Source organism: Silvimonas terrae (assembly GCF_014202765.1).
Taxonomy (GTDB): Bacteria; Pseudomonadota; Gammaproteobacteria; order Burkholderiales; family Chitinibacteraceae; genus Silvimonas; species Silvimonas terrae.
Window position 1 is genome coordinate 282,228 of sequence record NZ_JACHHN010000001.1, and the last position, 23,309, is coordinate 305,536.

The window sequence follows — 23,309 nt, forward strand, 5'->3', positions numbered from 1 at the left end:
CAAGTGTGCCGAAGGCACTGAAAATGGGTTGACAGTGGTTTGCGGGGGATAAGCCCGCCTGCAGCGGGCGGACTGGATTCCGGCGTTCGCCGGAATGACGAAGTGGGGGTGGGCGTGAACAGGGGGTTGCAACGGGTTGGCAGCGACGCACACACCTCACACTTCCGGCAGCGCGCGCTGCAACAACAGCTTTACCTCCCGCACCTGCGCCCCATACTGGCTGGCCGTCGCATTCAAGCGGCCGTGACACCAGGCGTCGGCGACTGCGGCGTTGCCGTTTTCCAGCAAGACCGCCGCGCAGGCCAGGTGAATCAGCCGCTCGGCAAGATCCCGCATGCGATGTTCCTCTGGCGTGGCCAGCAGCGGCGGGATCACGGTAAAGGCCACGGCAAAGGCCGGGTGCACGCGGGACAGCGGGGCGAGCCAGTTTTCCAGCGCATCACGCGTGTCTGGTTCTTTGGACAACGCCCGCATGATATCCAGCGCCATGATGTTGCCGGAGCCCTCCCAGATGGCATTGACCGGCATTTCACGATAAAGGCGCGGCAAGTCGCTCTCTTCGATGTAGCCATTCCCGCCCAGCACCTCCATGGCTTCCACCACAAACCCCGCGCCGCGTTTGCAGATCAGGTATTTGGCAGCCGGGGTCAGAATGCGCGCCAGGGCTTGTTCGTGGGCCTGGGCTTGCGGGCGCCGCCAGTGGGCCAACCGCAGCAAGAGGGCGGTGTAGCCTTCCAGCTCCAATGCCAGATCAGCCAGCACGCAGGCCATCAAAGGATGTTCGATCAAGGCTTTACCAAAGCTGTGCCGATGGCGCGCGTGGTAAAGCGCCAGCGACAGGGCGCGCCGCATCAGGCCGGTGCTGCCCAGCGCACAATCAAACCGGGTGTGGCTACCCATTTCCAGGATGGTGCGGCCGCCTTTGCCTTCCTCGCCAACCAGCCAGCCTTGCGCGTTGTGAAACTCCACTTCGGCGCTAGCGTTGGCGCGGTTGCCCAGTTTGTCTTTGAGTCGTTCCAGGGCAATTGCGTTGCGGCGGCCATCGGGCAGGATGCGGGGCAGCAAAAAGCAGGATAGCCCGCCTGGCGCCTGCGCCAGGACCAGGTGCCCATCACTTTGCGGCACCGAAAAAAACCACTTGTGACCGTTCAGCGTGTACATGCCGTCGCCACCGGGCTCCGCCCTGGTTGTATTGGCCCGAACGTCTGAACCGCCCTGTTTTTCGGTCATGCCCATGCCGATCAGCAAGCCGCGTTTGGCCGATGCTGGCGCATCGGACGGGTCATACAAGGGCGATTGCAGGGGCGAGAGCCAGTCTGCGCACGGCGCGCCATCACGCAGCAAGGTGTTCTGCAGGACCGGGATCGCCCCATAGGTCATGGTCACGGGGCACAGCGTGCCGGCTTCGACCTGCGCATGCAGCATGAAACGCGCGGCGCGGGCTGTGGCGTTGTCGTCGGCCCAGTAACCATTGTGCAAGCGACTGGCGGTGACTTCCGTCATCAACTGGTGCCACGCGGGGTTGAACTCCACCCGATCAATGCGCCGACCACCCGCGTCATAGCGGACCAGTTCCGGCCCGTGGCGGTTGGCCTGCCGGCCCAGCGCAAAAGTTTCCGGTGTGCCCAGACGCGCACCCAGGCGCGTTAGAGTCTGGCTGTGATCCTGACCTGCTGACTCTGCGGCCAATGCCTCCCGCAAGGGCAGATCGGCCAGGAACAGGTTGTAGTCATCCAGTGGCTGTGGCTGGTTAAGCGGGTCTGCGGGGAGAGGGTTGGGTGTCATGCCGGTCATCCGGAAGCAAGCGCATGACTCAGGCTAGACCGGCGCGGCGCCTAACGACAAGCCGCACCGCCCGGTAGTGACAGTTAATGTTTTTGCAGGTCTTTGGTCAGCACCACACCGTTGACAAGGCGCAAGGTGATGACGGTGCCGTGGGATTCCCACACGGCGTTTTCGCCACTGATGCCCAGCAGCGAACTACTCTCGGTCTTGTCTGGTTCGCCCAGAATTTGCACCACATCGGCCCGGGCCATGCCGGTATCGATTTTGGCGTAATTTTCTGCCGTGATCTTGCTGCAGGCGCTCAGCGCAAGGGTGAGTACGGCGGCGGCGAGCAGGATTTTGGGTTTCATGGTTTCCTCTTGGGCTTGTCTGGCTGAGTTTGCCGGGCAGTTTAACCTGGCGGCCGGGGCCTGCCGTTGGCCCGCGCCAGCCGCTGCGGCGTGGTTCACAGCAAACCAGGTAACTTTTCGCCCAGGAAGTCCAGAAAACATCGAATCCGCGCCGATAAGCCCGTGTTGCGGTAATACACCGCATGGATGGGCTGGTAGGTCGCCATGCTGGCTTGCGGCAAGACTTCGACCAACCGCCCGCTGGCCCGGGCCTTGGCTGTCATGAAGTCAGACAGGCATGCAATGCCGTTGCCATGTTCAGCCAGTTGCAGCACGGATTCGCCACTGGAGCACACCAGCGCCGGGTTAATGATGTAACCGTCGCCATCGGCATGGCGCAGTGGCCAGTTGTTGAGCGATTCGGGCTGGCTAAAGCCAATCAGCGCGTGCTGTGCCAGCGCGGTCACGTCTTCTGGCATGCCGCGCTGGGCCAGATAGCCTGGCGCGGCCAGCACCCGCAGGCGCGAATGCCCCATAAACCGTGCATGCAATGAAGAGTCCTGCAATTGTCCGTGGCGGATGGCAATGTCTGTGCGCTGTTCCAGCAAATCAATGATGGTATCGCTGGCGTTCAGTTCCAGCGCAATGCCCGGATAACGCTCCCGGAACTCGGCCACCAGCGGCACGATGACATGCAGGATGAACGGGAACGCGCCATTCACGCGCAGCCGCCCGGCGGGGTGTTCGCGGCGCACCGCCAGTTCTTCCTCAGCATCGTCGATGGCGGCAATGATCTTGCGCGCATTGGCTAAAAACAGCCGGCCTTCTTCAGTGAGTTCCAGCCGCCGCGTGGTGCGGTTGAGCAGGGTGGTGGACAACTTTTGTTCAAGGCGGGTCAGCGCACGGCTGATGCCGGACGTGGTCTGGTCTAGTTGCTGGGCGGCCCCGGTGATTGATCCGGTATCGACCACGGTGACAAACGCCAGCAATTCTTCGGTACTGGTTTTCATTTGTTGATTATTCATCAAGTCTGGCCAGATGCAACAGGCCATTGCTGCAAAAAAACGGAGCGCCCGACCAGCGCCCCGTATCGCGTTAGCTACCGCGTTTTTCCCGCGCCCGGGCCGCACCTGCCTTGCCGATGGCTTTCCAGCGCGCGGTTTCGGTTTTGCGCTCCAGGGCTGTTTGCTGGCCGCGCCGCGCTTCCCGCAGCAACTTGTGGTAATTGCGCAGCCGATCCGGCGCGACAGCGTCACGCACCGCGCAATCGGGTTCGTCCTGGTGCTGGCAATCCCGAAAACGGCAATGCGCCGCCAGTTGGTCGATATCGTCAAACCCGGCGTTAATGCCGGCCTCGTCGGTATCGGGCCGCCAGGTGCGCAAACCGGGCGTATCGATGATGCACGCGCCCGTGGGTAGCCGGTGGAGCGAACGCGCCGTGGTGGTGTGCCGGCCGCGTCCATCGCCGGATCGCACCGCACCGGTGGCCTGGCCGGTGGCGTGGCTGAGCGTATTGGTGAGGGTGGATTTACCCGCACCGCTACTGCCCAGCAGGACCAGCGTTTGCCCGGCGCCCAGCCACGGCGCCAGCAGTTGCCCTGTGGCATCGTCCAGCCCGTTAAGGGCCAGCACCGGGATATCTGCGGGCAGGCGTTCTTGTAGTTCAGCCAGTTTGTCTGCGGCATCCGGGCTGATATCGGCCTTGGTCAGTACGGCCACGGCGGTAATCCCGGCGGCACGGGTAAATGCCACATAGCGCTCCAGCCGGCGCGGGTTGAAGTCCAGATCCAGCCCCATGACCAGCAAGGCCGTATCGACATTGCTGGCCAGCGGCTGCCGCCGGCCGTCGTTGGCGCGCCGGGCCAGATGCTTGGTCGGCGGCAATAGCTGGGCCACCCAGCGTTCACCCAGGGCGTTGGTTTGCACGATGACCCAGTCTCCCACCGCAAGGGCCGTGGCGCGAGCATGTAACGTATCGGCCAGTCTGGGGAGCACGCGGGCGCTGTGTTCATCTGCGCCATCGTGCACGGTCAGGCAATCCCGCTGGATTTCCGTGACCCGTAGCAACGCGGCGGGTTCGTTGACGGGGTTGCTGTAAAGCTGATTGACCACGGTCTGGTTGAGGCCAATGGATTGCAATTGCGGATAGTTGAAGGTGACTTCAAACATGGTGTCCGTCATTCCTGTTTCTGGTCTGCCGGCGACGCGCGCAGGCACACGCTGCGTGATGAAAACGCAGCAACGAGAAGAATGCAGGTCGGCCATGCCCGAGAAGGGCGAAGAAATCGTGGCGGGCTGTCAGCGCATGCCGTCAATACGCGCAGGGCGCGGACAACAGCGGCAAGACTTCATTTCAGGATAAAGCGTGAGCGCCCGCTCAGGCGTTGACCGACAGGAGGGCAAGATCAGTTGTACGCATCTTTGGGTGCTCCTGTGGTGGTGGGGTGGAGGCGCAACTTTGCGCTTTTGCGGTTGGGGTTGTCAAAGTGGCAGGGGGCAGAGGGTGCGGTTTATGCAACTCCGGGGTGTGTAGTTCTGGGGGTAGGGTGGATTCTGAGTGGTAGCGACAATCCACCTTGGCTGGTTTCGAACCTGAACCGCTATTAGCCGCCAGCAGCAAGTGGCGGTACCAGTCCAAAACCAAAAAGCCCGGCATACCAGCCAGGCTTTTGTAGAGCAGGTAACCAGGGCAGCAAGCCCCAAAAAAATCACAACCCCATTGCCACCTTCATCCCATCGGCAATCGCCCGGCGGGCATCAATCTCCCGCGCTTCCTGCGCACCGCCAATCAGATGCGCTTTCACGCCGCGCTCTGTCAGCGCGTCAAACAACTCCCGCACCGGTTCCTGGCCGGCACAGATCACCACGTGATCGACTGGCAGGCATTGTTCCTCGTTTTTCACGCGGATATGCAAACCCGCGTCGTCAATGCGCACGTATTCCACGCTCCCGATCAAGTTCACCTTGCGGTGCTGCAGCGTCAGACGGTGAATCCAGCCGGTGGTTTTGCCGGGGCCGGCACCGGGTTTGCCCTGGCGGCGTTGCAGCAGCCAGATGTCGCGGGTCGGGGCGTGGGTTTCCGGAGTGGTCAGGCCCCCTGGTGTGCTGATGGTCTGGTCGATGCCCCACTCAGCCAGATAACGGGCAATGTCGGTTTCATGGCTTGTTTCTTCTTGTTCAGACAGGAACACGGCGGTGTCTACGCCAATGCCACCCGCGCCGATAATGGCGACGCGCTGGCCTACGGTCACCTTGCCGCGCAGCACGTCCGGGTAACGAACGGCTTTGGGGTGGTCGATACCGGGGATGGCGGGTTCGCGCGGTTGTACGCCGGTGGCAATCACCACGTCGTCAAAGCCGGCCAGGTCATCCACGCTGGCGCGGGTGTTGAGCTTGACCTTGACGCCGGTGCGCTCGATCCGTTTGCCGTAATAGCGCAGCGTTTCGTTGAATTCTTCCTTGCCCGGAATCCGGCTGGCGATACGGAACTGGCCGCCAATGGCATCGCCGGCTTCAAACAGGGTCACGTCATGCCCCCGTTCGGCAGCCGTGGTGGCACAGGACAAACCGGCCGGACCGGCGCCAATGACAGCGACGCGGCGGCGGGTAGAGACCGGTTTGATGATCCACTCGGTTTCGTGGCAGGCGCGTGGGTTAACAAGGCAACTGGCCCGCTGGCCCTGGAAAACCTGATCCAGGCACGCTTGATTGCAGGCAATGCAGGTGTTGATTTCGTCCGCCTGGTTGGCGGCGGCCTTGTTCACAAAGTCTGCATCGGCCAGCAAGGGGCGGGCCAGCGAGACCATATCGGCCACACCGCTGGCCAGAATGGCTTCGCCAATTTCCGGCGTGTTGATGCGGTTGACGGCAATCAGCGGCACCTTCACATGCGGGCGGATTTGGGCGGTGACCCAACCGAAGGCCTGGCGCGGCACAGCGGCGGCAATGGTCGGGATGCGTGCCTCGTGCCAGCCAATGCCGGTGTTGATCATGGTGACACCGGCAGCTTCCAGCGCTTGTGCCAGTTCAATGGCCTCGGCCAGCGTGCCACCGTCTTTGACGAGGTCCAGCATGGAGAGGCGGAAAATAATGATAAAGTTTTTGCCCGTCGCAGCACGCACGGCTTTGACGATGGCCAGCGGCAAGCGCATACGGTTGGCGAAACTGCCACCCCAGTCGTCATCACGCTGATTGGCGTGCAGGCTCAAGAACTGGTTCAGCAAATAACCTTCTGAACCCATGATTTCCACGCCGTCGTAACCTGCTTCTTTTGCCAGCCTGGCGGTTTGGGCAAAGTCTGCGATGGTGCTGTGGATTTCCGGTTCGGTCAGCGCGTGCGGTGTGTAGGCCGAAATAGGCGAGGCAATGGCGCTGGGCCCAACGCAATCGGGGTGATAACCGTAGCGGCCAGCGTGCAGGATTTGCAGGCAGATATGGCCGCCCTGGGCATGGACGGCGTGAGTGACTTCGCGGTGTCGCTCTACCGCGGCGGTGTCATTGAGCATGGCGGCTTCGGCGTAAATCTGGCCCGCCGCATTGGGGGAGATCCCGCCTGTCACAATCAGGCCCACGCCGCCAGCGGCGCGTTCGGCGTAAAACGCGGCCAGTGCCGACAGACTGTCATGCTGTTCTTCCAGCCCGGTATGCATGGAGCCCATCAGCACGCGGTTGCGCAGCGTGACAAAACCCAGGTCGAATGGTTGCAGCAAATGTGGATAGGCGGCCATGCAGAGTCCTCGCGTTTGCCGGCCTTGCGCAAGTGTAGTGGTCGCGGCCGGGACTACATATATTAAAACGATTGTTTGAATTGGTCTTCCCATTGTTGAGCCAATGTGGACGGGAAGCCACTAAGGGATTTCCTGAGGCCGCGTGTTTAATGGGTTCTGGCAGGAAAAGGCGGGGTAGGTGTCGTCGGTGTTACATCGGCTTGCACAGAAATTTCGCCAGATTGCAAGTGATATCCCGAAAAAAATAGTCAATAAAAATATATTTGCTGGACGGTACAGTCTAGACGAGCCCCACCTGACTGATTATGATGCTGTTCTTGTTACCGGGCTGATCGCGTGCCCGCCGTTCGCAATGTCGGTCAGGCGCAAGCCGCTTGCCGGTTTTGTTCCTCTGCGGCTGTGGGCTTTACCCAGGCTCTGCTGCAGGGCTGATCGTACTTTCGGGATTGTCATGATGCGTGTTGTGCCTCGTCGTTTTCTCGTCGTTCCTCTCGTTGCCATGATCGCCGGTTGTGCGGTCGGGCCTGATTTCAAATCGCCGGACGCCCCGGCAGCCCAGCGTTACAACCAGGTGCCCGTGGCGGCACAAACTGCCAGCAGCAAGGGCCTGGTGGGTGACGCCCAGCAGATTGTCGCCGGTCAGGTGCAAGACGACTGGTGGGCCTTGTTTGGTTCGGACAAACTCAACGCGCTGGTGGCCGAAGGGCTGGCCCACAGCCCTAACCTGGATCAGCTGAAAGCCACGCTGCGTCAGGCTCAGGAAAACTATAACGCCCAGTACGGTTCAACTGTCTTCCCGCAGGTTGACGGTTCCCTGAGTGCGTCGCGTAACCGGATTTCCGCAGCGACCTCGGGCACCGGGGGCTCGTACATTTATAACTTGTACAACGCGTCGGTGAACGTGTCGTACACGCTGGATATCTTTAGCGGCAACCGGCGCGAGCTGGAAAGCGCCGAAGCCCAGGTGGATTCGCAGCGCTACCAACTGGAAGCCGCACGGCTGACCCTGGCGGCGAATGTCGTCACGGCGGCGATCACCGAAGCGTCGCTGCGCAAGCAGGTAGAAGTGACCAAGGGGCTGGTCGATCTGCAGCAGTCGCAGCTCGATATCCTGCAAAAACAATTCAAACTGGGTGCAGTGTCACAGGCCGACGTATCCACGCAGCAAACGCAGGTTGCGACCATCAAGGCCAGTTTGCCTGACCTGAATAAATCGCTGAACCAGGCGCGCACCCAACTGGCGGTGCTGCTGGGCCGTACGCCGGACAACGGCACGCCGGCCCTGGCGCTGGAAGATCTGCACTTGCCGACCAATTTGCCGGTGAGCTTGCCTTCCGAGCTGGTGCGCGCGCGTCCGGACATCCAGGCGTCGGAAGCGCTGGTCCATGCCGCGACCGCGCAAGTGGGGGTCGCCACGGCCAATCTCTATCCCAAGATCACTTTGACGGGCTCGGCCGGACTGGCTTCGCAGAGCTTCAAGACGGTCAGCTTTGGCAACGATGGTCTGTGGAGCATTGGCGCAGGTCTGGCGCAGCCGCTGTTCCACGGCGGTGCTTTGCGGGCGCAAAAGCGCGCTGCAGAAGCCGGTCTGGATTCGGCACTGGCGCAGTATCGCCAGGTGGTGCTGAACGCCTTCAAGAATGTCTCGGATAGCTTGCAAGCGCTGGATCAGGATGCGCTCGCGCTGCAAGCGCGGGTGGATGCCGCCGACGCGGCCAAGCGCTCGCTCGACTTTACCCAGGCCCGCTTCAAGCTGGGGGGCACCTCGTTTGCGGCGTTGCTGATTTCGCAACTGCAGTACCAGCAAACCCAATTGAATATGTGGACGGCCAGCGCAGCACGGCTGACCGATACCGCCGCGTTGTTCCAGTCAGTGGGTGGTCCGGTCCGGGCCGAAACGACTGTGGCCAACAATGCCAGTGCACCGGCTAGTGGTGGCTGAACACAAAAGTATCTCAATCAATACGTGATATGACGTGACGGGCTGAGCAAACCCGATCACGACTGGTGGAAGAGGGCGCCCACACAGCGCCGTCGTCCGGGAAAGAATCCGTAATCGCAGTACCCAAGCCTTCGGGGAGAATTTGTATGACCAAGCGCATGATTATCATGCTGGTTGTTGTCGGGGTGATTTTTGGAGGCATTTTTGGCTTCCAGGTCTTCAAGGGAATGATGATCAAGAAGTACCTGAGCGGCAATAAAGCACCGCCGGTCACCGTGACTGCCACCCACGTGGGTACGCAGCCATGGCAACCGACGTTGTCCGCCGTGGGTACCCTGCGCGCTGTGCGCGGTGTTGATCTCTCTAGCGAAGTGGCCGGTCAGGTGCGTGACGTGTTGCTGCAATCGGGTTCGTTCGTGAAAGCTGGCCAGCCGCTGGTCAAGCTCAATGACGATACCGAAGTGGCACAGCTCAAATCGCTGCAGGCCTCGGCGGATCTGTCTGCCACCACCCTCAAGCGCGACAAGGGCCAGCTCGAAGCACAAGCCGTGGCACAAGCCGTGGTCGATGCCGACATTGCCGATCTGAACAGCAAGAACGCGCTCGTGGCTCAGCAACAGGCCGTGATCGCCAAGAAAGTGATCCGCGCGCCGTTCGCCGGCAAAGTGGGTATCAGCACGGTCAACCCGGGTCAGTACATCAATCCGGGCGACAAGCTGGCGACGCTGCAGACGGTTGACCCGATCCTGGTGGACTTCCTGGTGCCGCAACAAGCGCTGCAACAGTTGAAGATTGGCCAGACCATCAACGTCAAGAGCGATGCCAATCCGAAGGCCACCTATACCGGCAAGATCACCGCCATTGATGCCAAGGTGGACCCGTCTACCCGCAACATCCAGGTCGAAGCGTCGGTTAGCAACCCCAAGGGTGACTTGCTGGCGGGTATGTTCGCCACCGTCAACGTCTCTACCCAGGAGCCGATCAAGTACCTGACGCTGCCGCAAACGGCCGTGAGCTTCAACCCGTACGGTGAAGTGGTGTACCTGATCACCGAGGGTAAGGACAAGGATGGCAAGCAGGAACTGACCGTCAAGCAAACCTTCGTGAACGCCGGCCAGACCCGCGGCGATCAGGTGTCCATTGTGGGTGGCCTGAAAGAAGGCGACTACGTGGTCACCAGCGGTCAGCACAAGCTCAAGAATGGCAGCACGGTTATCGTGAACGACAAGCAGGCGCCGTCGGACAACCCCAATCCGCAAGTGGGTAACGAGGACTGATGTCATGGGCCGCAGCGTACGCCGCGGCCTGATCTGACCAGCAAGACCTGGCGGCGTGCCACAAGCACGTCGCCAGGGCAGAAAGGCTCTCTGCCGGTACCACGCCTGCAGATACACAGAGGTTAGCCAGATGCGCTTTACCGATATTTTCATTCGCCGGCCCGTGCTGGCGACCACGCTCTCCCTGCTGATTCTGGTGCTGGGTTTGCGTTCGCTGGATCTGTTGCCGATCCGGCAGTATCCAAAGACCGAAAACGCGGTGATTACGATCTCCACCACCTATACCGGCGCTGATCCGGAACTGGTGGCGGGCTTTATCACCACGCCGCTGGAGAACTCCATTGCCCAGGCCGAGGGCATTGATTATGTGACCTCGACCAGCACGCAAGGTAGCTCCAGCATTACCGCTAACCTGCGGCTGAACTATGACGGCAACAAGGCGCTGACCGAAATCACCTCCAAGGTGAATGCGGTCCTGAACCAGTTGCCGCAGGGCTCGCAGCAGCCGGTGATCTCGATCTCGGTGGGTGACACCATTGACTCGATGTATATCGGCTTCTATAGCAAGGCCTTGCCGCCGAACAAGATTACCGACTACCTGATTCGCGTGGTGCAGCCAAAACTGCAAGCCGTGGATGGGGTGCAACAGGCGGAAATCCTGGGTGAGCGCCGCTTTGCCATGCGCGTGTGGACCGATCCCAAAAAGCTGGCCGCCTATGGCGTGACCGCGGCGGATGTCTCGACCGCATTGCAGGCCAACAACTTCATCTCTGCCGTGGGCCGCACGGACGGCAATATGGTGACGGTGAACCTGACGGCCGATACCGGTTTGCATTCTTCGGATGAGTTCAACAACCTGATCGTCAAGCAAAAGGCCGGCGCTATTGTGCGCTTGTCTGATGTGGCCAATGTCTCGCTGGGGTCGGAAGACTACAACACCCAGGTGGGCTTTGACGGCGTGCAGGCGGTGTATATCGGGATCAAGGTGGCGCCAAACGCCAACTTGCTGACCGTGATTGATAACGTCCGCAAGACCATGCCGGAAATCCAGAGCCAGCTGCCGGAAGGGCTGCAGGGCACCATCGTGTATGACGCCACCAAGTATGTGAACAGCGCCATTCACGAAGTGATCTGGACGCTGGGCGAAGCGCTGCTGATCGTGACCGTGGTGATTTTCCTGTTCCTGGGTTCGCTGCGTTCCGTGATCATTCCGGTGATCGCCATGCCGTTGTCGCTGATCGGCGCATTCATGATCATGCTGGCACTCGGTTACACCATTAACCTCTTGACCCTGCTGGCGCTGGTGCTGGCGATTGGTCTGGTGGTGGATGATGCGATTATCGTGGTGGAGAACGTCCACCGGCACATTGAAGAAGGATTGTCGCCATTCCAGGCCGCCATTAAAGGCGCGCGTGAACTGGCTGGCCCGATCGTTGCCATCTCGGTGGTGCTGATTGCGGTGTATGTCCCGATCGGCTTTATGGGTGGCCTGACTGGCGCGCTGTTTACCGAGTTCGCCTTTACCCTGGCGGGCGCCGTGGGCGTGTCTGCCGTCATCGCGTTGACGCTGTCACCGATGATGTGCGGTCGCTTCCTCAAGCCGCATGACCCGGAACATCCGGAAAAGCTGGCGCAGTGGCTGGACAAGCAGTTTGAGCGTCTGCGTAACCGCTACGAGCGTTCGCTCAAGGGGTCGCTGGACTATCTGCCGGTGGTGGGCGTGTTTGCGCTGATCATCCTGGTCAGCATCTATTTCCTGTTCATCACCTCCAAGAGCGAACTTGCTCCGCAGGAAGACCAGGGGATTGTGATCACCATGAGCACCGGCGCGCCAAACGCCTCGCTCAAGCAGAGCCAGCAAGATGCGGTGCGTGTGTTCAATATCTTCAAAGGCTTCAAAGAGACCGACCACGTCTTCCAGTTGACGGGCGTATCCGGTTTGAACAGCAGCATCGGCGGTATGGTGCTCAAGCCCTGGGATGAACGCACGGTCACGGCAGACAAGATCCAGCCGCAAGTCCAGCAACAACTGGGTGGTATTGCCGGTACGCAAGCCGCGGCCTTCCAGCCGCCGCCGCTGCCTGGCGGTGGTGGTGGTCTGCCGGTGCAGTTTGTCATCAACACGACCAACGACTTCCAGCAGTTGAACGAAGTCGCACAAGAGATGATGGCCAAGGCGCGTGCCAGCGGCGTGTTCATCTACATGGACGTGGACTTGAAGTACGACAAGCCGCAAACCGAGATCAGCTTTGACCGCGACAAGGCCTCGCAACTGGGTCTGTCCATGAAAGACCTGGGTGACTCGCTGGGTGCTGCGCTGGGTGGTGGCTATGTGAACTACTTCAGCCTGGCTGGCCGTTCGTACAAGGTCATCCCGCAAGTGGGTCGTGAAGACCGCCTGAACCCGGATCAACTGCTGGATTACCACATCACGACCGGCACTGGCGACACCATCCCGCTGTCGACGGTGGCCAAGGTCAAGACCACGGTGATTCCGCAGCAACTGAACCACTTCCAGCAGATGAACTCCGCCACGATTTCCGGCGTGCCGTTCCCTGGTGTGACGGTGGGTCAGGTGATCCAGACCATGCAGGGCATTGCCAAAGACACGCTGCCGCAAGGCTACACGGTGGATTACGGCGGCCAGTCGCGTCAGTTTGTGCAGGAAAGCAGTGCGCTGATCGTCACCTTTGTGTTTGCGCTGATCATCATTTTCCTGGCACTCGCGGCGCAGTTTGAAAGCTTCCGCGATCCGCTGATCGTGATGGTGTCGGTGCCGATGTCGATCTGCGGTGCGATGATCTTTGTATCCTTGGGGATTGGCGGCGCAAGCTTGAATATCTACTCGGAAGTGGGTCTGGTGACGCTGATCGGCCTGATTTCCAAGCACGGTATCCTGATTGTGGAATTTGCCAACCAGCAGCAAAAGCTGGGTCATGGCAAGCGCAAGGCCATTGAAGACGCTGCCGGCATCCGTCTGCGTCCGATTCTGATGACCACCGCTGCCATGGTGCTGGGCGTGATGCCGCTGATTACGTCCTCCGGCGCGGGTGCATTGGGCCGCTTTAATATGGGTCTGGTGATTGCCACCGGTATCGCCATCGGTACGCTGTTCACCTTGTACGTGGTTCCGGCCATTTACATGATGCTGGCCGCCGACCACAACGCCGCCGCGCACGCGAAGGAAGACGAACAGATTCGTGCGCTGGATGAAGGCACTGCGGGCCAGAGCGCGCACTAAGTTTCTGAGTCTCACCGCAAAAGAAAACCCCGGCCGATGCCGGGGTTTTTTTATGTCCGCCCCTATCATTCCTTGTGCACTTGCAGGGTGGATTCGGAGCGGTAGCGACAATCCACCATTGCTGAGTTAGCGTGTTAGCAGCCCGGATGAAGCGCGCCCCTGGGTGGGTGCCCCCACAACGAGGCTGAACACTACGGATGGCCGTTGGCGGGAATCCGGGGCAGCCATGCCCGCAAGAACTTGCCGATAGGGCTCGCCCGGATTCACGCCTGTTCCGCACTAACGGCCATCTGTTGTGCCCTGGGCTTTCTGGTTGGCGCAAGCTTCATCCGGCTTACGTGCAGCGGGGCCGTTTGGCTACAATCACCGCATGACCCCACATACGCTCTACCAGTACAACTGGCCGGTGGCCAATGCCCGTAAAGCCATCATGATTGCCCACGGTCTGGGCGAGCATGGTGGGCGTTATGAACATGTTGCGCGCTGGTTCAACCAGCATGGCTTTGCCGTGCGCATTTACGACCACTATGGTCACGGCAACAGTCCAGGCGCGCGCGGTTCTTTGTTGCACGCCAATATGTTGCTGGATGATCTGCGTACGCAGTACAACGCATATGAAGCGGAACTGGGTTTCAAGCCCTTGTTACTGGGTCACAGCATGGGTGGCCTGGTTGCGGCGGCGGCGGTCACCGGCCAATGGGTGCAACCCTCCGGATTGATCCTCAGCTCACCCGCGCTGCGCACCTGGCTGGGCAAACCGCTACATGTGCTGGCCTGGGCGCTGGCGCGTACCGTGCCGCGCATGCCCATGCGCCGCAAGTTTCCCAATCACAAACTCTCGCACGATCCCGCGGTAGGGCAGGCCTTCCTGCTTGACCCGTTACGCCATGCCCGCATGACGCCCCGGCTGGCGCATTTTCTGCTGGGCACGGGCAACCGTGTCCTGGCAGAGGTACACGATCTGGCGGTGCCCACGCTGTTGCTGGTGGCCGGCGATGATGAACTGGTAGACCCAGCCGGCAGCCGCGACTTTGCGGCCGCCGCTCCCGCTGGCATGGTGACGTTGCACGAGTTCCCGGCGCTTTATCACGAACTCTTTAACGAACCCGAGCCTTACCGCCAGGAAGTGCTGGCCGCACTGCTCACCTGGCTGACCACCTTGCCTGCAAGGACGTCTGGTTCTATTCAGCGCTGAATGGACGCCTTGCCACAAGCCGCTTTGTTCCGGCGGCAAGTGTGCTTATGTCTGGCACTCCGGCGGCGCGCGTGTTGTCACACTGGTTCATTGAATTGGGGCGGCGATAGGTAGATAGCAATACGCTATGACTGATTGATGATCGATATTTTCTATCGATTTGTTTGTAACAATAAATTGGATCAATCAATCGGGCATCGGCATACTCCACCCATCGCATCAAACAACACAACCGACCGGAGTAACCACTATGCAATCTCGTGAAGGCCAACGCGTTCCCAACGTCACTTTCCGTGTTCGTGAAAACAACGAATGGAAAAACGTGACCACCGACGATCTGTTCAAAGGCAAGACCGTGGTGCTGTTCTCGCTGCCGGGCGCGTTCACCCCAACGTGTTCTTCCACCCACCTGCCGCGTTACAACGAACTAGCACCGGTTTTCCGTGCACACGGCGTTGACAGCATTCTGTGTGTGTCCGTGAACGATACCTTTGTCATGAACGAATGGGCCAAGGATCAAGAAGCGCAAAACATCGTGATGGTGCCGGACGGCAACGGTGAGTTCACCGAAGGCATGGGCCAACTGGTTGACAAGGCCAACCTGGGTTTCGGCAAGCGCAGCTGGCGCTATTCCATGCTGGTGAAAGACGGCGTGGTGCAAAAGATGTTCATCGAGCCGGAAAAAGAAGGCGATCCGTTTGAAGTGTCGGACGCCGACACCATGCTCAACCACATTGCCCCGACTGCCAAAAAGCCGGATCAGGTCGTGGTGTTCTCCAAGGTAGGTTGCTCTTTCTGCGCCAAGGCCAAGGAACAACTGACCGCTGCGGGCTACGACTTTGTTGAAGTGCCGCTGGATAACAAGGTCCGTGGCAAGGTGCTGGGCGCCATCTCCGGCACCATGACCGCGCCGCAAGTGTTCGTGAACGGCAAGCTGATTGGCGGTTCGGAAGAAGTGACGAAGTTCGTCGCTGCTTAAGTTGTTCAGGTCAGTCTCTCTCTGAACGGGCGGTCGTCGCACCGCCCGTTTTTCCCTTCCAGTTTGCAGACCACAGCGCATGACTTTGCGCCGTGCGGTGTGGTCTGCGCGCTGAAATCGCGCACTCAGATCAGTGAGTCAATCAAAACAAGGGGCCCGTCATGACCAATCAGATCATTACTACCGACGTTGCAATCATCGGTGCTGGCACCGCGGGCCTTGCCGCTTACCGTGCAGCCATTGCCAATGGCAAACGCGCTTTGCTGATTGAAGGCGGCCCGTACGGTACCACCTGCGCCCGCGTGGGTTGCATGCCCTCCAAACTGCTGATTGCCGCCGCCGAGGCCGCCCACGAAGCGCGCCACACCGCCGCGTTTGGCGTACACATTGATGGCGAAATCCGCATTGATGGTCGCGAAGTGATGGACCGCGTCAAGCGCGAGCGTGACCGCTTTGTGGGTTTTGTGGTCAAGAGCGTGGACGGCATTCCGGCGGAACACAAGCTGGCTGGTTTTGCCCGTTTTGTAGATAACACCACCTTGCAAGTGGGGTTTGATGGCGGCGAACAGACCCTGGTCCAGGCCACCCGCGTGGTGATCGCCAGCGGTTCCAGCCCGGCCATTCCAGAGCCCTTCAAGGTCTTTGGTGATCGTCTGGTCGTCAATGACGATGTGTTCAACTGGGATACGCTGCCGCACAGCGTGGCCGTCTTTGGTCCCGGTGTCATTGGTCTGGAACTGGGCCAGGCGTTGTCCCGCCTTGGGGTGAAGGTACGCCTCTTTGGTGTGCGTGGCGGCGTGGGTCCGCTGACTGACCCGCAAGTGCGTGACTATGCCAAAAGCGTGTTCCAGAGCGAGTTTGCTTTTAACCCGGATGCGCAGATTGAGCATATGGGGCGCAATGGTGACAAGGCGGTCATTACCTTCCGCGTTGCCAATGGCGAGAGCGTGACCGAGACCTTTGACTATGTGCTGGCGGCCACTGGCCGTACGCCCAACGTGCGTGGTCTGGGGCTGGAAAACACTGGTCTGGCGCTGGATGAACGCGGCGTACCACTCTTTAATGCCGATACCACCCAATGTGGCACGTCACCCATCTTTATTGCGGGGGACGCCAATAATTTCTTGCCGCTGCTGCATGAAGCCGCTGACGAAGGCAAAACCGCTGGTACCAACGCGGCCACCTGGCCGCAGGTGAATCCCGGCCTGCGCCGTGCCACGATTGCCGTGGTGTTCTCTGACCCGCAAATTGCGATGGTCGGCAAGCGCTTTGCAGACCTGATCCCGGGCAGTTTTGTGACAGGTGAAGTGAGCTTTGAAGACCAGGGCCGCAGCCGCGTCATGTTGCGCAACAAGGGGCTGATGCACGTCTACGCAGACCGGCAAACCGGCCGCTTGCTGGGCGCAGAGTGGATTGGCCCGCGTGCCGAAAACATCGCTCACTTGCTGGCCTGGGCGGTACAGCAGCAACTGACGATAGCGCAAATGCTGGACATGCCGTTCTACCACCCGGTGGTGGAAGAGGGCTTGCGCACCGCGTTGCGGGATGTGGCTGCCAAGCTCACCACCAACTGATATACCGATAACTCTTCCACCCTTGAAGCAGCTTTGTTTTTGCCCATGCCGCCACCCCGGATTCCCGGCCTGTGGCCTCCATCCGGGCTACGATGCTGATACACCGATAACTCTTCCACCCTTGAAACAGGCGCTTTGGCGCCTGTTTTCATCCCTCGGTGGGTGCCCCCACACAGCGGCTGAATGCCACAGATGGCAGTTGCAGTGGGGGACCGCACCCACAAGCAAGATCAGCCGCTTTGCCGATGCCGCCAACCCGGCCTGCGGCCTCCATCCGGGCTACGATGCGGGCCAGACCCGCACCTTGCCTTTGATCGCACCATAATGACAAATGCATGTGTCCGGCTCAGGCTGACAGGTATACCCGGCGTGGGCTGATCGTGTGGTGATCCGGTTGCTGCCATGCTGGTGTGAGCCGTCGCATCCATGCGCCGGCAAGGAGGGCATCATGCGTATCCCGTCTAAATCATTCCAGTCCCTGAATCTGCTGATGGCCGCGTCGGTGCTGGGCAATATGTCCGGCCTGTACGCCCAGCGCGAATGGGTGACGCCAGGCCGCAAGGCGCTGCCAGATGTCGAAAGGCCCTTTCCGGAGCAGGATGAAGATGCGCTGTGGCTGAGTCTGGAACACGCGCCAGCGCTGCGCCATTGAGTGCTGAAGGGGGCAGGTGGGTACGCTTGCCGCATTGCGCAATGAAGGCTGACATTACAACAAGCACCCGACACCGGTATCATCTGAGCCTTTGTACCTGAAGGTTGGACCGGATCACCTCATGAACCCCGCCCAGAACAAGAAAAGTGCGCAGCGTGCGCGCGGCAGTATTCTGCTGATCCTCGTTGGCTTTATTGCTGCGATTGCCGTCCTGGTTGTACTGGGCGTGGCCTACGTGGTGCTGCTGATGGGCCCCAAGCTGCCTGATCTGGATGCACTGACCAACTTCCAGCCCAAGGTGCCGCTGCGCGTCTACACCGAAGACAAGGTGCTGATTGGCGAGTTTGGCGAAGAGCGTCGCAGCATCGTCAAATTCCAGGATATCCCGGATGTCATGAAAAAAGCGGTGCTGGCCATTGAGGACTACCGCTTTTACGAACATGGCGGTGTGGACTTTGTCGGCATTGCCCGCGCAGGTGTGGCCGACCTGGTGCACGGAGGGGCGGCGCAAGGCGCCAGTACCATTACCATGCAGGTCGCGCGCAATTTCTTCCTCTCCCGCGACAAGACGTACTCCCGCAAGATTTACGAGATGTTGCTGGCGTACAAAATTGAAGCCGCGCTGAGCAAAGACCAGATTCTTGAGTTGTACATGAACCAGATTTTCCTGGGTCAGCGCGCCTATGGCTTTGCCAGTGCAGAGCGCGTGTACTTTGGCAAAGACCTCAAAGACATTACCCTGCCGGAAGCGGCCATGCTGGCCGGCCTGCCCAAGGCGCCGTCTGCCTACAATCCGGTAGTGAACTTCAAGCGCGCCAAGATTCGCCAGGAATACATCCTCAAGCGTATGTATGAACTCAAGTACATCACGCAAGAACAGTACGACGAAGCCGTCAAGGCGCCGTTGCACGTGGTGGAAGCATCCAGCGGCCAGTTTGCTGTGCATGGTGAATACATTGCGGAAATGGTGCGCCAGTCGCTCTATGGCCAGTACAAGGAAGACGCGTATACCAAGGGCTTTAGCGTTTACACCACGGTGAACTCGGTCGACCAGACTGCCGCCTACAAGGCCGTGCGGGCCGGGGTGATGGATTACGATCGTCGCCACGGCTATCGCGGCCCGGAAGGCAACATCGAGATCCCGGTTGATCCGGATGCCCTGCAAGACGCTATTGACGATGCTTTGGCCCAGCACCCGGATAACGATGAACTGATTGCCGCGGTAGTCACCGCCGCCGGTCCCAAGTCGGTGACGGTAATCCCATCTTCGGGTGAGACGATCACCATCAGTGGCGACGGCCTCAAGTTTGCCGCTTCCGCGCTCAAACCCAATGCCAAAAACGGTATTCATCCGGGCTCGATCATCCGCATCAGCAAGGATGCCAAAGATAACTGGCAGGTTACGCAGCTGCCGCAGGTTGAAGGCGCACTGGTCGCCATTGCCCCGGATAACGGTGCCATCAAGGCGCTGGTCGGCGGTTTTGAGGCTGATGGCAGCAAGTTCAACCATGTGACACAGGCGTGGCGCCAGCCGGGTTCCACCTTCAAGCCGTTTATCTACTCGGCGGCGCTGGAAAAAGGCGTCGGCCCGGCCACGCTGGTGAACGATGCGGCGTTTACCCTGGCGCCAACCTCGCCAGGGCAGGACCCTTGGTCACCGAAGGATGATGACGAGCCAGAAGGCCCCATCACGCTGCGTCGTGGCTTGCAGAAATCCAAAAACCTGGTTGCGGTGCGTACGCTCAATTTTATTGGCACCGGCTACGCGCAGCAGTACATCACCCGCTTTGGTTTTGATGCGGCCAAGAACCCGGCGTATCTGCCGATGGCGCTGGGCGCGGGTGCGGTCACGCCAATCCAGTTAGTGAACGGCTATGCGGTGTTTGCCAACGGCGGCTATCGCGTCAATCCGTGGCTGATCAGCGAAGTCCACGACGCGCGCGGCACGCTGTTGTCCCGCTTCAAGCCGATTGCGGCGGGCAAGGATGCACCGCGTGTCATTGACGCGCGCAATGCCTACATCATGAACAGCCTGCTGCAAACCGTGGCACAACGCGGCACCGGCGCGGGCAGTAATGTGCTGGGTCGCTCTGACCTTGCCGGCAAAACGGGGACCACCAACGACGCTGTGGATGGCTGGTTTGCGGGCTACCAGCGCAATCTGGTCGCGGTAACCTGGCTGGGTTACGACCAGCCCAAATCTCTGGGTAGCCGTGAGTTTGGCGCGCAACTGGCACTGCCGCTGTGGGTGTCGTTCATGGGCAAAGCGCTGCAAGGCGTGCCTGAATCCCAGATGCCGATGCCGGATAACGTCGTCAATATTGAAGGCGAGTTGTATTTTGACAATATGACGCCTGGCAATGGTTTTGTGGCGGGGATTGATCTGGGTGCGGGTAATGCCGATGAGCCCGATCAGGCCGATGCCAGTTCACCCAATGCCGACGATAATAATGACCGGCAAAAAGTGATCGACCTTTTCAAGAATTAAGGCTGAGATAATTGACGCAGCTAATTATTTAACGGTGGGTTATTTCCGTTAATGAAAGTCTGGTCGTTGAAAAAAGGGCACAGGAAGCATTCAAGCTTTCATGTGCCTTTTTCTTTTGCAGATTTATTTACCGTTCATCGGAATAATGAACGGTGAAATGATTGCGCAAGCCCTTGCCAATGAGGCAAATACAGTCTTTAAAGACAATACAAGAAAAGTCTTTCCGCGCCAGTGGGCTTACCCGGAGCCACACTATGATGTTTGAATATATGGGAGTGCGAGCGTTTTAAAGACTCGCGTTCGATTCGATAATAATCAGGGTACTGGCGCATCATGTCTATCGGCAAACGACTTCTGCTTTTGATCGGCCTGTTCATCACTGGCCTCGTGGTGATTCTGCTTACAGGTATCTGGCAACTGGACCGGATGCATTCCCGGGTTGAAGAGCTCAACACCGACATCATTCCCAGCATTAACGATATTCGCAATGCATCTGAAAACTACCAGCGCATGCGGGTATCGGTATTTCGCCATCTGGTGATCAAGTCACCGGAAGAAAAAGCCAAGCTGGAACAAAAAATTGCGGATCAGTCGCAACAAGTGCATGACGGCCTGGATAAATACAAGACGCTGATTTCTGATGATCAGGATAAATCCCTGCTGGATGCCGACGTCGCCGCATACGCAAATTACGAAACCGTCCAGAACAAAATGCTGGCTTTGTCCAAAGCGGCCAGTGAACCTGAAGCCATTGCGCTGATGCAGTCCTCCTATGACGATCAGCTTAAAGTGACCAACGCATTTGCCGAACACGCCAAATACAATAGCCTGCTGGGTACCCGCTCTAGCGATCGCGCTGAAGAGACATTCCACTCTGCGCTCTACATGTTGATTGGTTTGAGTATTGCGGTGCTGCTGGGCGCGGTCATTTTGTCTGTCTTGATCTACCGTTCAGTGACCCTGCCGCTCAGTGCCATGCGCAATGGTATTGAAGCAGTGGAAACGCAGCTTGATTTTCGCACTCGTGTCTCTGGCAGCGGGCGTGATGAAGTGGGCGTGACCATCCGGGCCTTCAACAAGCTGCAAGACAAGGTGCAGGGCAGCCTGACGCAACTGAAGAGCGCCACCAACAGTGTGGCCAGTTCTGCCAGTCAGTTGTCGGATGCCAGCGAACAGGTCGCCCGTGCCGCTGCCGAGCAAAGTGAAGCTACCGCCAGCATGGCGGCTTCCATTGAAGAAATGACGGTCAGTATCAATCACGTCTCTGACCGTGCCAGCGAAGCGCAGAACCTCTCTACCGAGTCTGGCAAGCTGGTGACGCAAGGCCGCAATATCATTGGCCGCACCGCAGACGAGATCAACCGCATTGCCGAAGGCGTGGGTGTCGCCGCAGAGCGGCTGACGCAACTGGAACAGCAAACGCAACAGATTTCATCCGTGGTGCGGGTAATCCGGGATGTGGCAGAGCAGACCAATCTGCTGGCACTGAACGCGGCCATTGAGGCCGCCCGGGCAGGCGAAACGGGGCGTGGTTTTGCGGTGGTGGCGGACGAGGTCCGCAAACTGGCCGAACGCACTGCGCAATCCACCTCGGAAATCAGCCAGATCATTACTGCCGTGGGTGAGAGCGCCCAGCGCACGGTGACCGGCATGAATGAAGCAGTGCAACTGGTGCATTCCGGCGTAGAACAAGCCGGCCAGGCCCGTTCCGTGATTGAGCAGATTGGCGAACACGCTGGCCGCACGGTGGAAATGGTCAGTGATATCTCCGGGGCCCTGCGCGAGCAATCTCAGGCCAGCTCCAACATTGCGCAGCAGGTTGAACGGATCGCGCAAATGACCGACGAAAACAGCGCCATTGCGGGCAACACCAGCGAGGCTGCGCGTAACCTGGGCCGGCTGGCGCAGGATATGGAGCGGGAAACCGCGCAATACCGGCTTTGATCGACGGAGTGGGGTGGACGTATCCCGGCCAAAAAAAAGCAGCCTGCGGGCTGCTTTTTTTGTGTCTGTTCAGCACGTATGTTCAGTGTGTCTGGTCACGGCACATACTGGTTGCACCAACCGGCAGCGCGTACCAGTTTGCCTTTGACCAAACTACAGGAACCCAGCTCGCCGCCGTCTGGCGCGTTGAAGAGTTCACAGGTATCGCAACGCTGACCGGTCGCCCACGCCGGGTTTTTGGTCTTGTCGACCTTGCTGGCATCGGCGGCGTAGGCCAGTTTGATGGCGTCCGGATCAGACTCGCTCAGTTCCGGGTCGGCGGCGAATGCATGCCGCCCCAGGGCCAGCGCCACGCCTGCGGCAGGCAAAGTCTTAAAAAGGAAGGTACGACGGCTACTCATGCGGTACTCCTGCAACAGAAGGGGGTGAAAGGGCGCTGGCGCCCGGTTCACCAGATACCCGGCAACATGCGCGCCGTGTGACTGCTGTAATCGGTCCAGCGTGTACCATAACGCGCCTGCAGGGTGTTTTCTTCCTGGCGGGCTTTCCAGACAAACGCAGCCAGTACCGGAATGGTTGTCCACAGCGCTTGCCAGCCATGTGCCAGCGCGGTGCCGCAAAAGGCCAGTACAAAGAAAGTGCACAAGGGATGCCGCACGCGCCGGTAAATACCGCAGGTGGCCAGGGGACCCGGATCGAGTTGACCGCTGCGATCCGTAAACGCCGCACCCAGTACCCGGCGCGATTGCACCATGCCCGCCAGGCCGCTGATCAGCAAGAGCAAAGACAGGCTTTGCTCCCAGAGGTTCTCACTGCCGTCGTACTGGTTAAGCAGTACAAATCCGAAAAAAATCAGCAAGACCTGGATCAGTCGGGATAACGGCGGTTGCAACGGTTGCGCCTGATGAATGCCACGCGCCACAAATGCCCACCACAATGCCCAGAACAGCCAGCCCAGTCCATGCCAGGCCAATATATGTTCGATCATGAAGCCTCCGTCCACCTGGGCGCTTTGCGCGCCCGTTTTGCTGTGATTGTAGATTTGGATGCAAAAGGTGCCGGGGTCAGATTATGGGCTTGCGTTATGCCAACGGCAATGCCCCGTCGGGTAGTAAAGAGACTGCAACAAAGGTGTCACAAAGCCGCGTTAGCGTAGCCAACCAACAAGATATAAGG

Annotated in this window: 16 protein-coding genes; 9 read left to right on the top strand and 7 right to left on the bottom strand. The window is 59.5% G+C overall.

Annotated elements, in window-relative coordinates:
* Window positions 1–156: 156 nt before the first annotated feature.
* The 5 genes from HNQ50_RS01175 to HNQ50_RS01195 form a co-directional block, all read right to left on the bottom strand.
* Window positions 157–1,785 carry an isovaleryl-CoA dehydrogenase gene (locus HNQ50_RS01175; RefSeq protein ID WP_184096721.1) on the bottom strand — a complete coding sequence of 543 codons (1,629 nt, stop codon included), beginning with the start codon at window positions 1,783–1,785 and terminating at the stop codon, window positions 157–159.
* A gap of 83 nt (window positions 1,786–1,868) precedes the next feature.
* Window positions 1,869–2,135: a DUF3862 domain-containing protein gene (locus tag HNQ50_RS01180; RefSeq protein WP_184096723.1), complete on the bottom strand. Its 267-nt coding sequence runs from the start codon at window positions 2,133–2,135 to the stop codon at window positions 1,869–1,871.
* Between the two features lie 95 nt (window positions 2,136–2,230).
* Window positions 2,231–3,139 (bottom strand): LysR family transcriptional regulator, encoded by a 909-nt coding sequence (locus tag HNQ50_RS01185; RefSeq protein ID WP_246428524.1) that lies wholly within the window; start codon window positions 3,137–3,139, stop codon window positions 2,231–2,233.
* 70 nt (window positions 3,140–3,209) lie between these two features.
* On the bottom strand, window positions 3,210–4,295 hold the full coding sequence (gene rsgA, locus HNQ50_RS01190; protein ID WP_184096725.1) for a ribosome small subunit-dependent GTPase A: 1,086 nt from the start codon (window positions 4,293–4,295) through the stop codon (window positions 3,210–3,212).
* Window positions 4,296–4,822: 527 nt separating this feature from the next.
* On the bottom strand, window positions 4,823–6,841 hold the full coding sequence (locus HNQ50_RS01195) for an NADPH-dependent 2,4-dienoyl-CoA reductase (protein ID WP_184096727.1): 2,019 nt from the start codon (window positions 6,839–6,841) through the stop codon (window positions 4,823–4,825).
* A gap of 463 nt (window positions 6,842–7,304) precedes the next feature.
* Here HNQ50_RS01195 and HNQ50_RS01200 point away from each other — a divergent pair, with 463 nt between their 5' ends.
* The 9 genes from HNQ50_RS01200 to HNQ50_RS01240 all read left to right on the top strand — a co-directional run bounded on the left by HNQ50_RS01200 (window position 7,305) and on the right by HNQ50_RS01240 (window position 22,133).
* Window positions 7,305–8,783, top strand: coding sequence for an efflux transporter outer membrane subunit (locus HNQ50_RS01200; protein WP_184096729.1), 1,479 nt, complete (start codon window positions 7,305–7,307; stop codon window positions 8,781–8,783).
* A 146-nt stretch (window positions 8,784–8,929) separates the two neighbouring features.
* Window positions 8,930–10,060: an efflux RND transporter periplasmic adaptor subunit gene (locus HNQ50_RS01205; RefSeq protein WP_184096731.1), complete on the top strand. Its 1,131-nt coding sequence runs from the start codon at window positions 8,930–8,932 to the stop codon at window positions 10,058–10,060.
* Window positions 10,061–10,190: 130 nt separating this feature from the next.
* The gene (locus HNQ50_RS01210) at window positions 10,191–13,301 is read left to right on the top strand and encodes an efflux RND transporter permease subunit (RefSeq protein WP_184096733.1); all 3,111 of its coding nucleotides are present in this window, start codon (window positions 10,191–10,193) and stop codon (window positions 13,299–13,301) included.
* Between the two features lie 370 nt (window positions 13,302–13,671).
* Window positions 13,672–14,496 carry an alpha/beta hydrolase gene (locus HNQ50_RS01215; protein WP_184096735.1) on the top strand — a complete coding sequence of 275 codons (825 nt, stop codon included), beginning with the start codon at window positions 13,672–13,674 and terminating at the stop codon, window positions 14,494–14,496.
* A 250-nt stretch (window positions 14,497–14,746) separates the two neighbouring features.
* On the top strand, window positions 14,747–15,475 hold the full coding sequence (locus HNQ50_RS01220; protein WP_184096737.1) for a glutathione peroxidase: 729 nt from the start codon (window positions 14,747–14,749) through the stop codon (window positions 15,473–15,475).
* A gap of 161 nt (window positions 15,476–15,636) precedes the next feature.
* Window positions 15,637–17,049 (top strand): dihydrolipoyl dehydrogenase, encoded by a 1,413-nt coding sequence (locus tag HNQ50_RS01225; protein ID WP_184096739.1) that lies wholly within the window; start codon window positions 15,637–15,639, stop codon window positions 17,047–17,049.
* 448 nt (window positions 17,050–17,497) lie between these two features.
* Window positions 17,498–17,701 (top strand): hypothetical protein, encoded by a 204-nt coding sequence (locus HNQ50_RS01230; RefSeq protein ID WP_184096741.1) that lies wholly within the window; start codon window positions 17,498–17,500, stop codon window positions 17,699–17,701.
* 121 nt (window positions 17,702–17,822) lie between these two features.
* A complete protein-coding gene (locus HNQ50_RS01235; protein ID WP_184096743.1) occupies window positions 17,823–20,189 on the top strand; it encodes a penicillin-binding protein 1A in 2,367 nt (788 codons plus the stop codon).
* 333 nt (window positions 20,190–20,522) lie between these two features.
* Window positions 20,523–22,133 carry a methyl-accepting chemotaxis protein gene (locus tag HNQ50_RS01240; RefSeq protein ID WP_184096745.1) on the top strand — a complete coding sequence of 537 codons (1,611 nt, stop codon included), beginning with the start codon at window positions 20,523–20,525 and terminating at the stop codon, window positions 22,131–22,133.
* Between the two features lie 95 nt (window positions 22,134–22,228).
* Here the strand turns inward: HNQ50_RS01240 and HNQ50_RS01245 are convergent, their stop codons facing one another.
* Both HNQ50_RS01245 and HNQ50_RS01250 read right to left on the bottom strand, forming a co-directional pair.
* Window positions 22,229–22,534, bottom strand: coding sequence for a high-potential iron-sulfur protein (locus HNQ50_RS01245; protein ID WP_184096747.1), 306 nt, complete (start codon window positions 22,532–22,534; stop codon window positions 22,229–22,231).
* Between the two features lie 47 nt (window positions 22,535–22,581).
* Window positions 22,582–23,121: a methyltransferase family protein gene (locus HNQ50_RS01250; protein ID WP_184096749.1), complete on the bottom strand. Its 540-nt coding sequence runs from the start codon at window positions 23,119–23,121 to the stop codon at window positions 22,582–22,584.
* Window positions 23,122–23,309 lie beyond the last annotated feature (188 nt).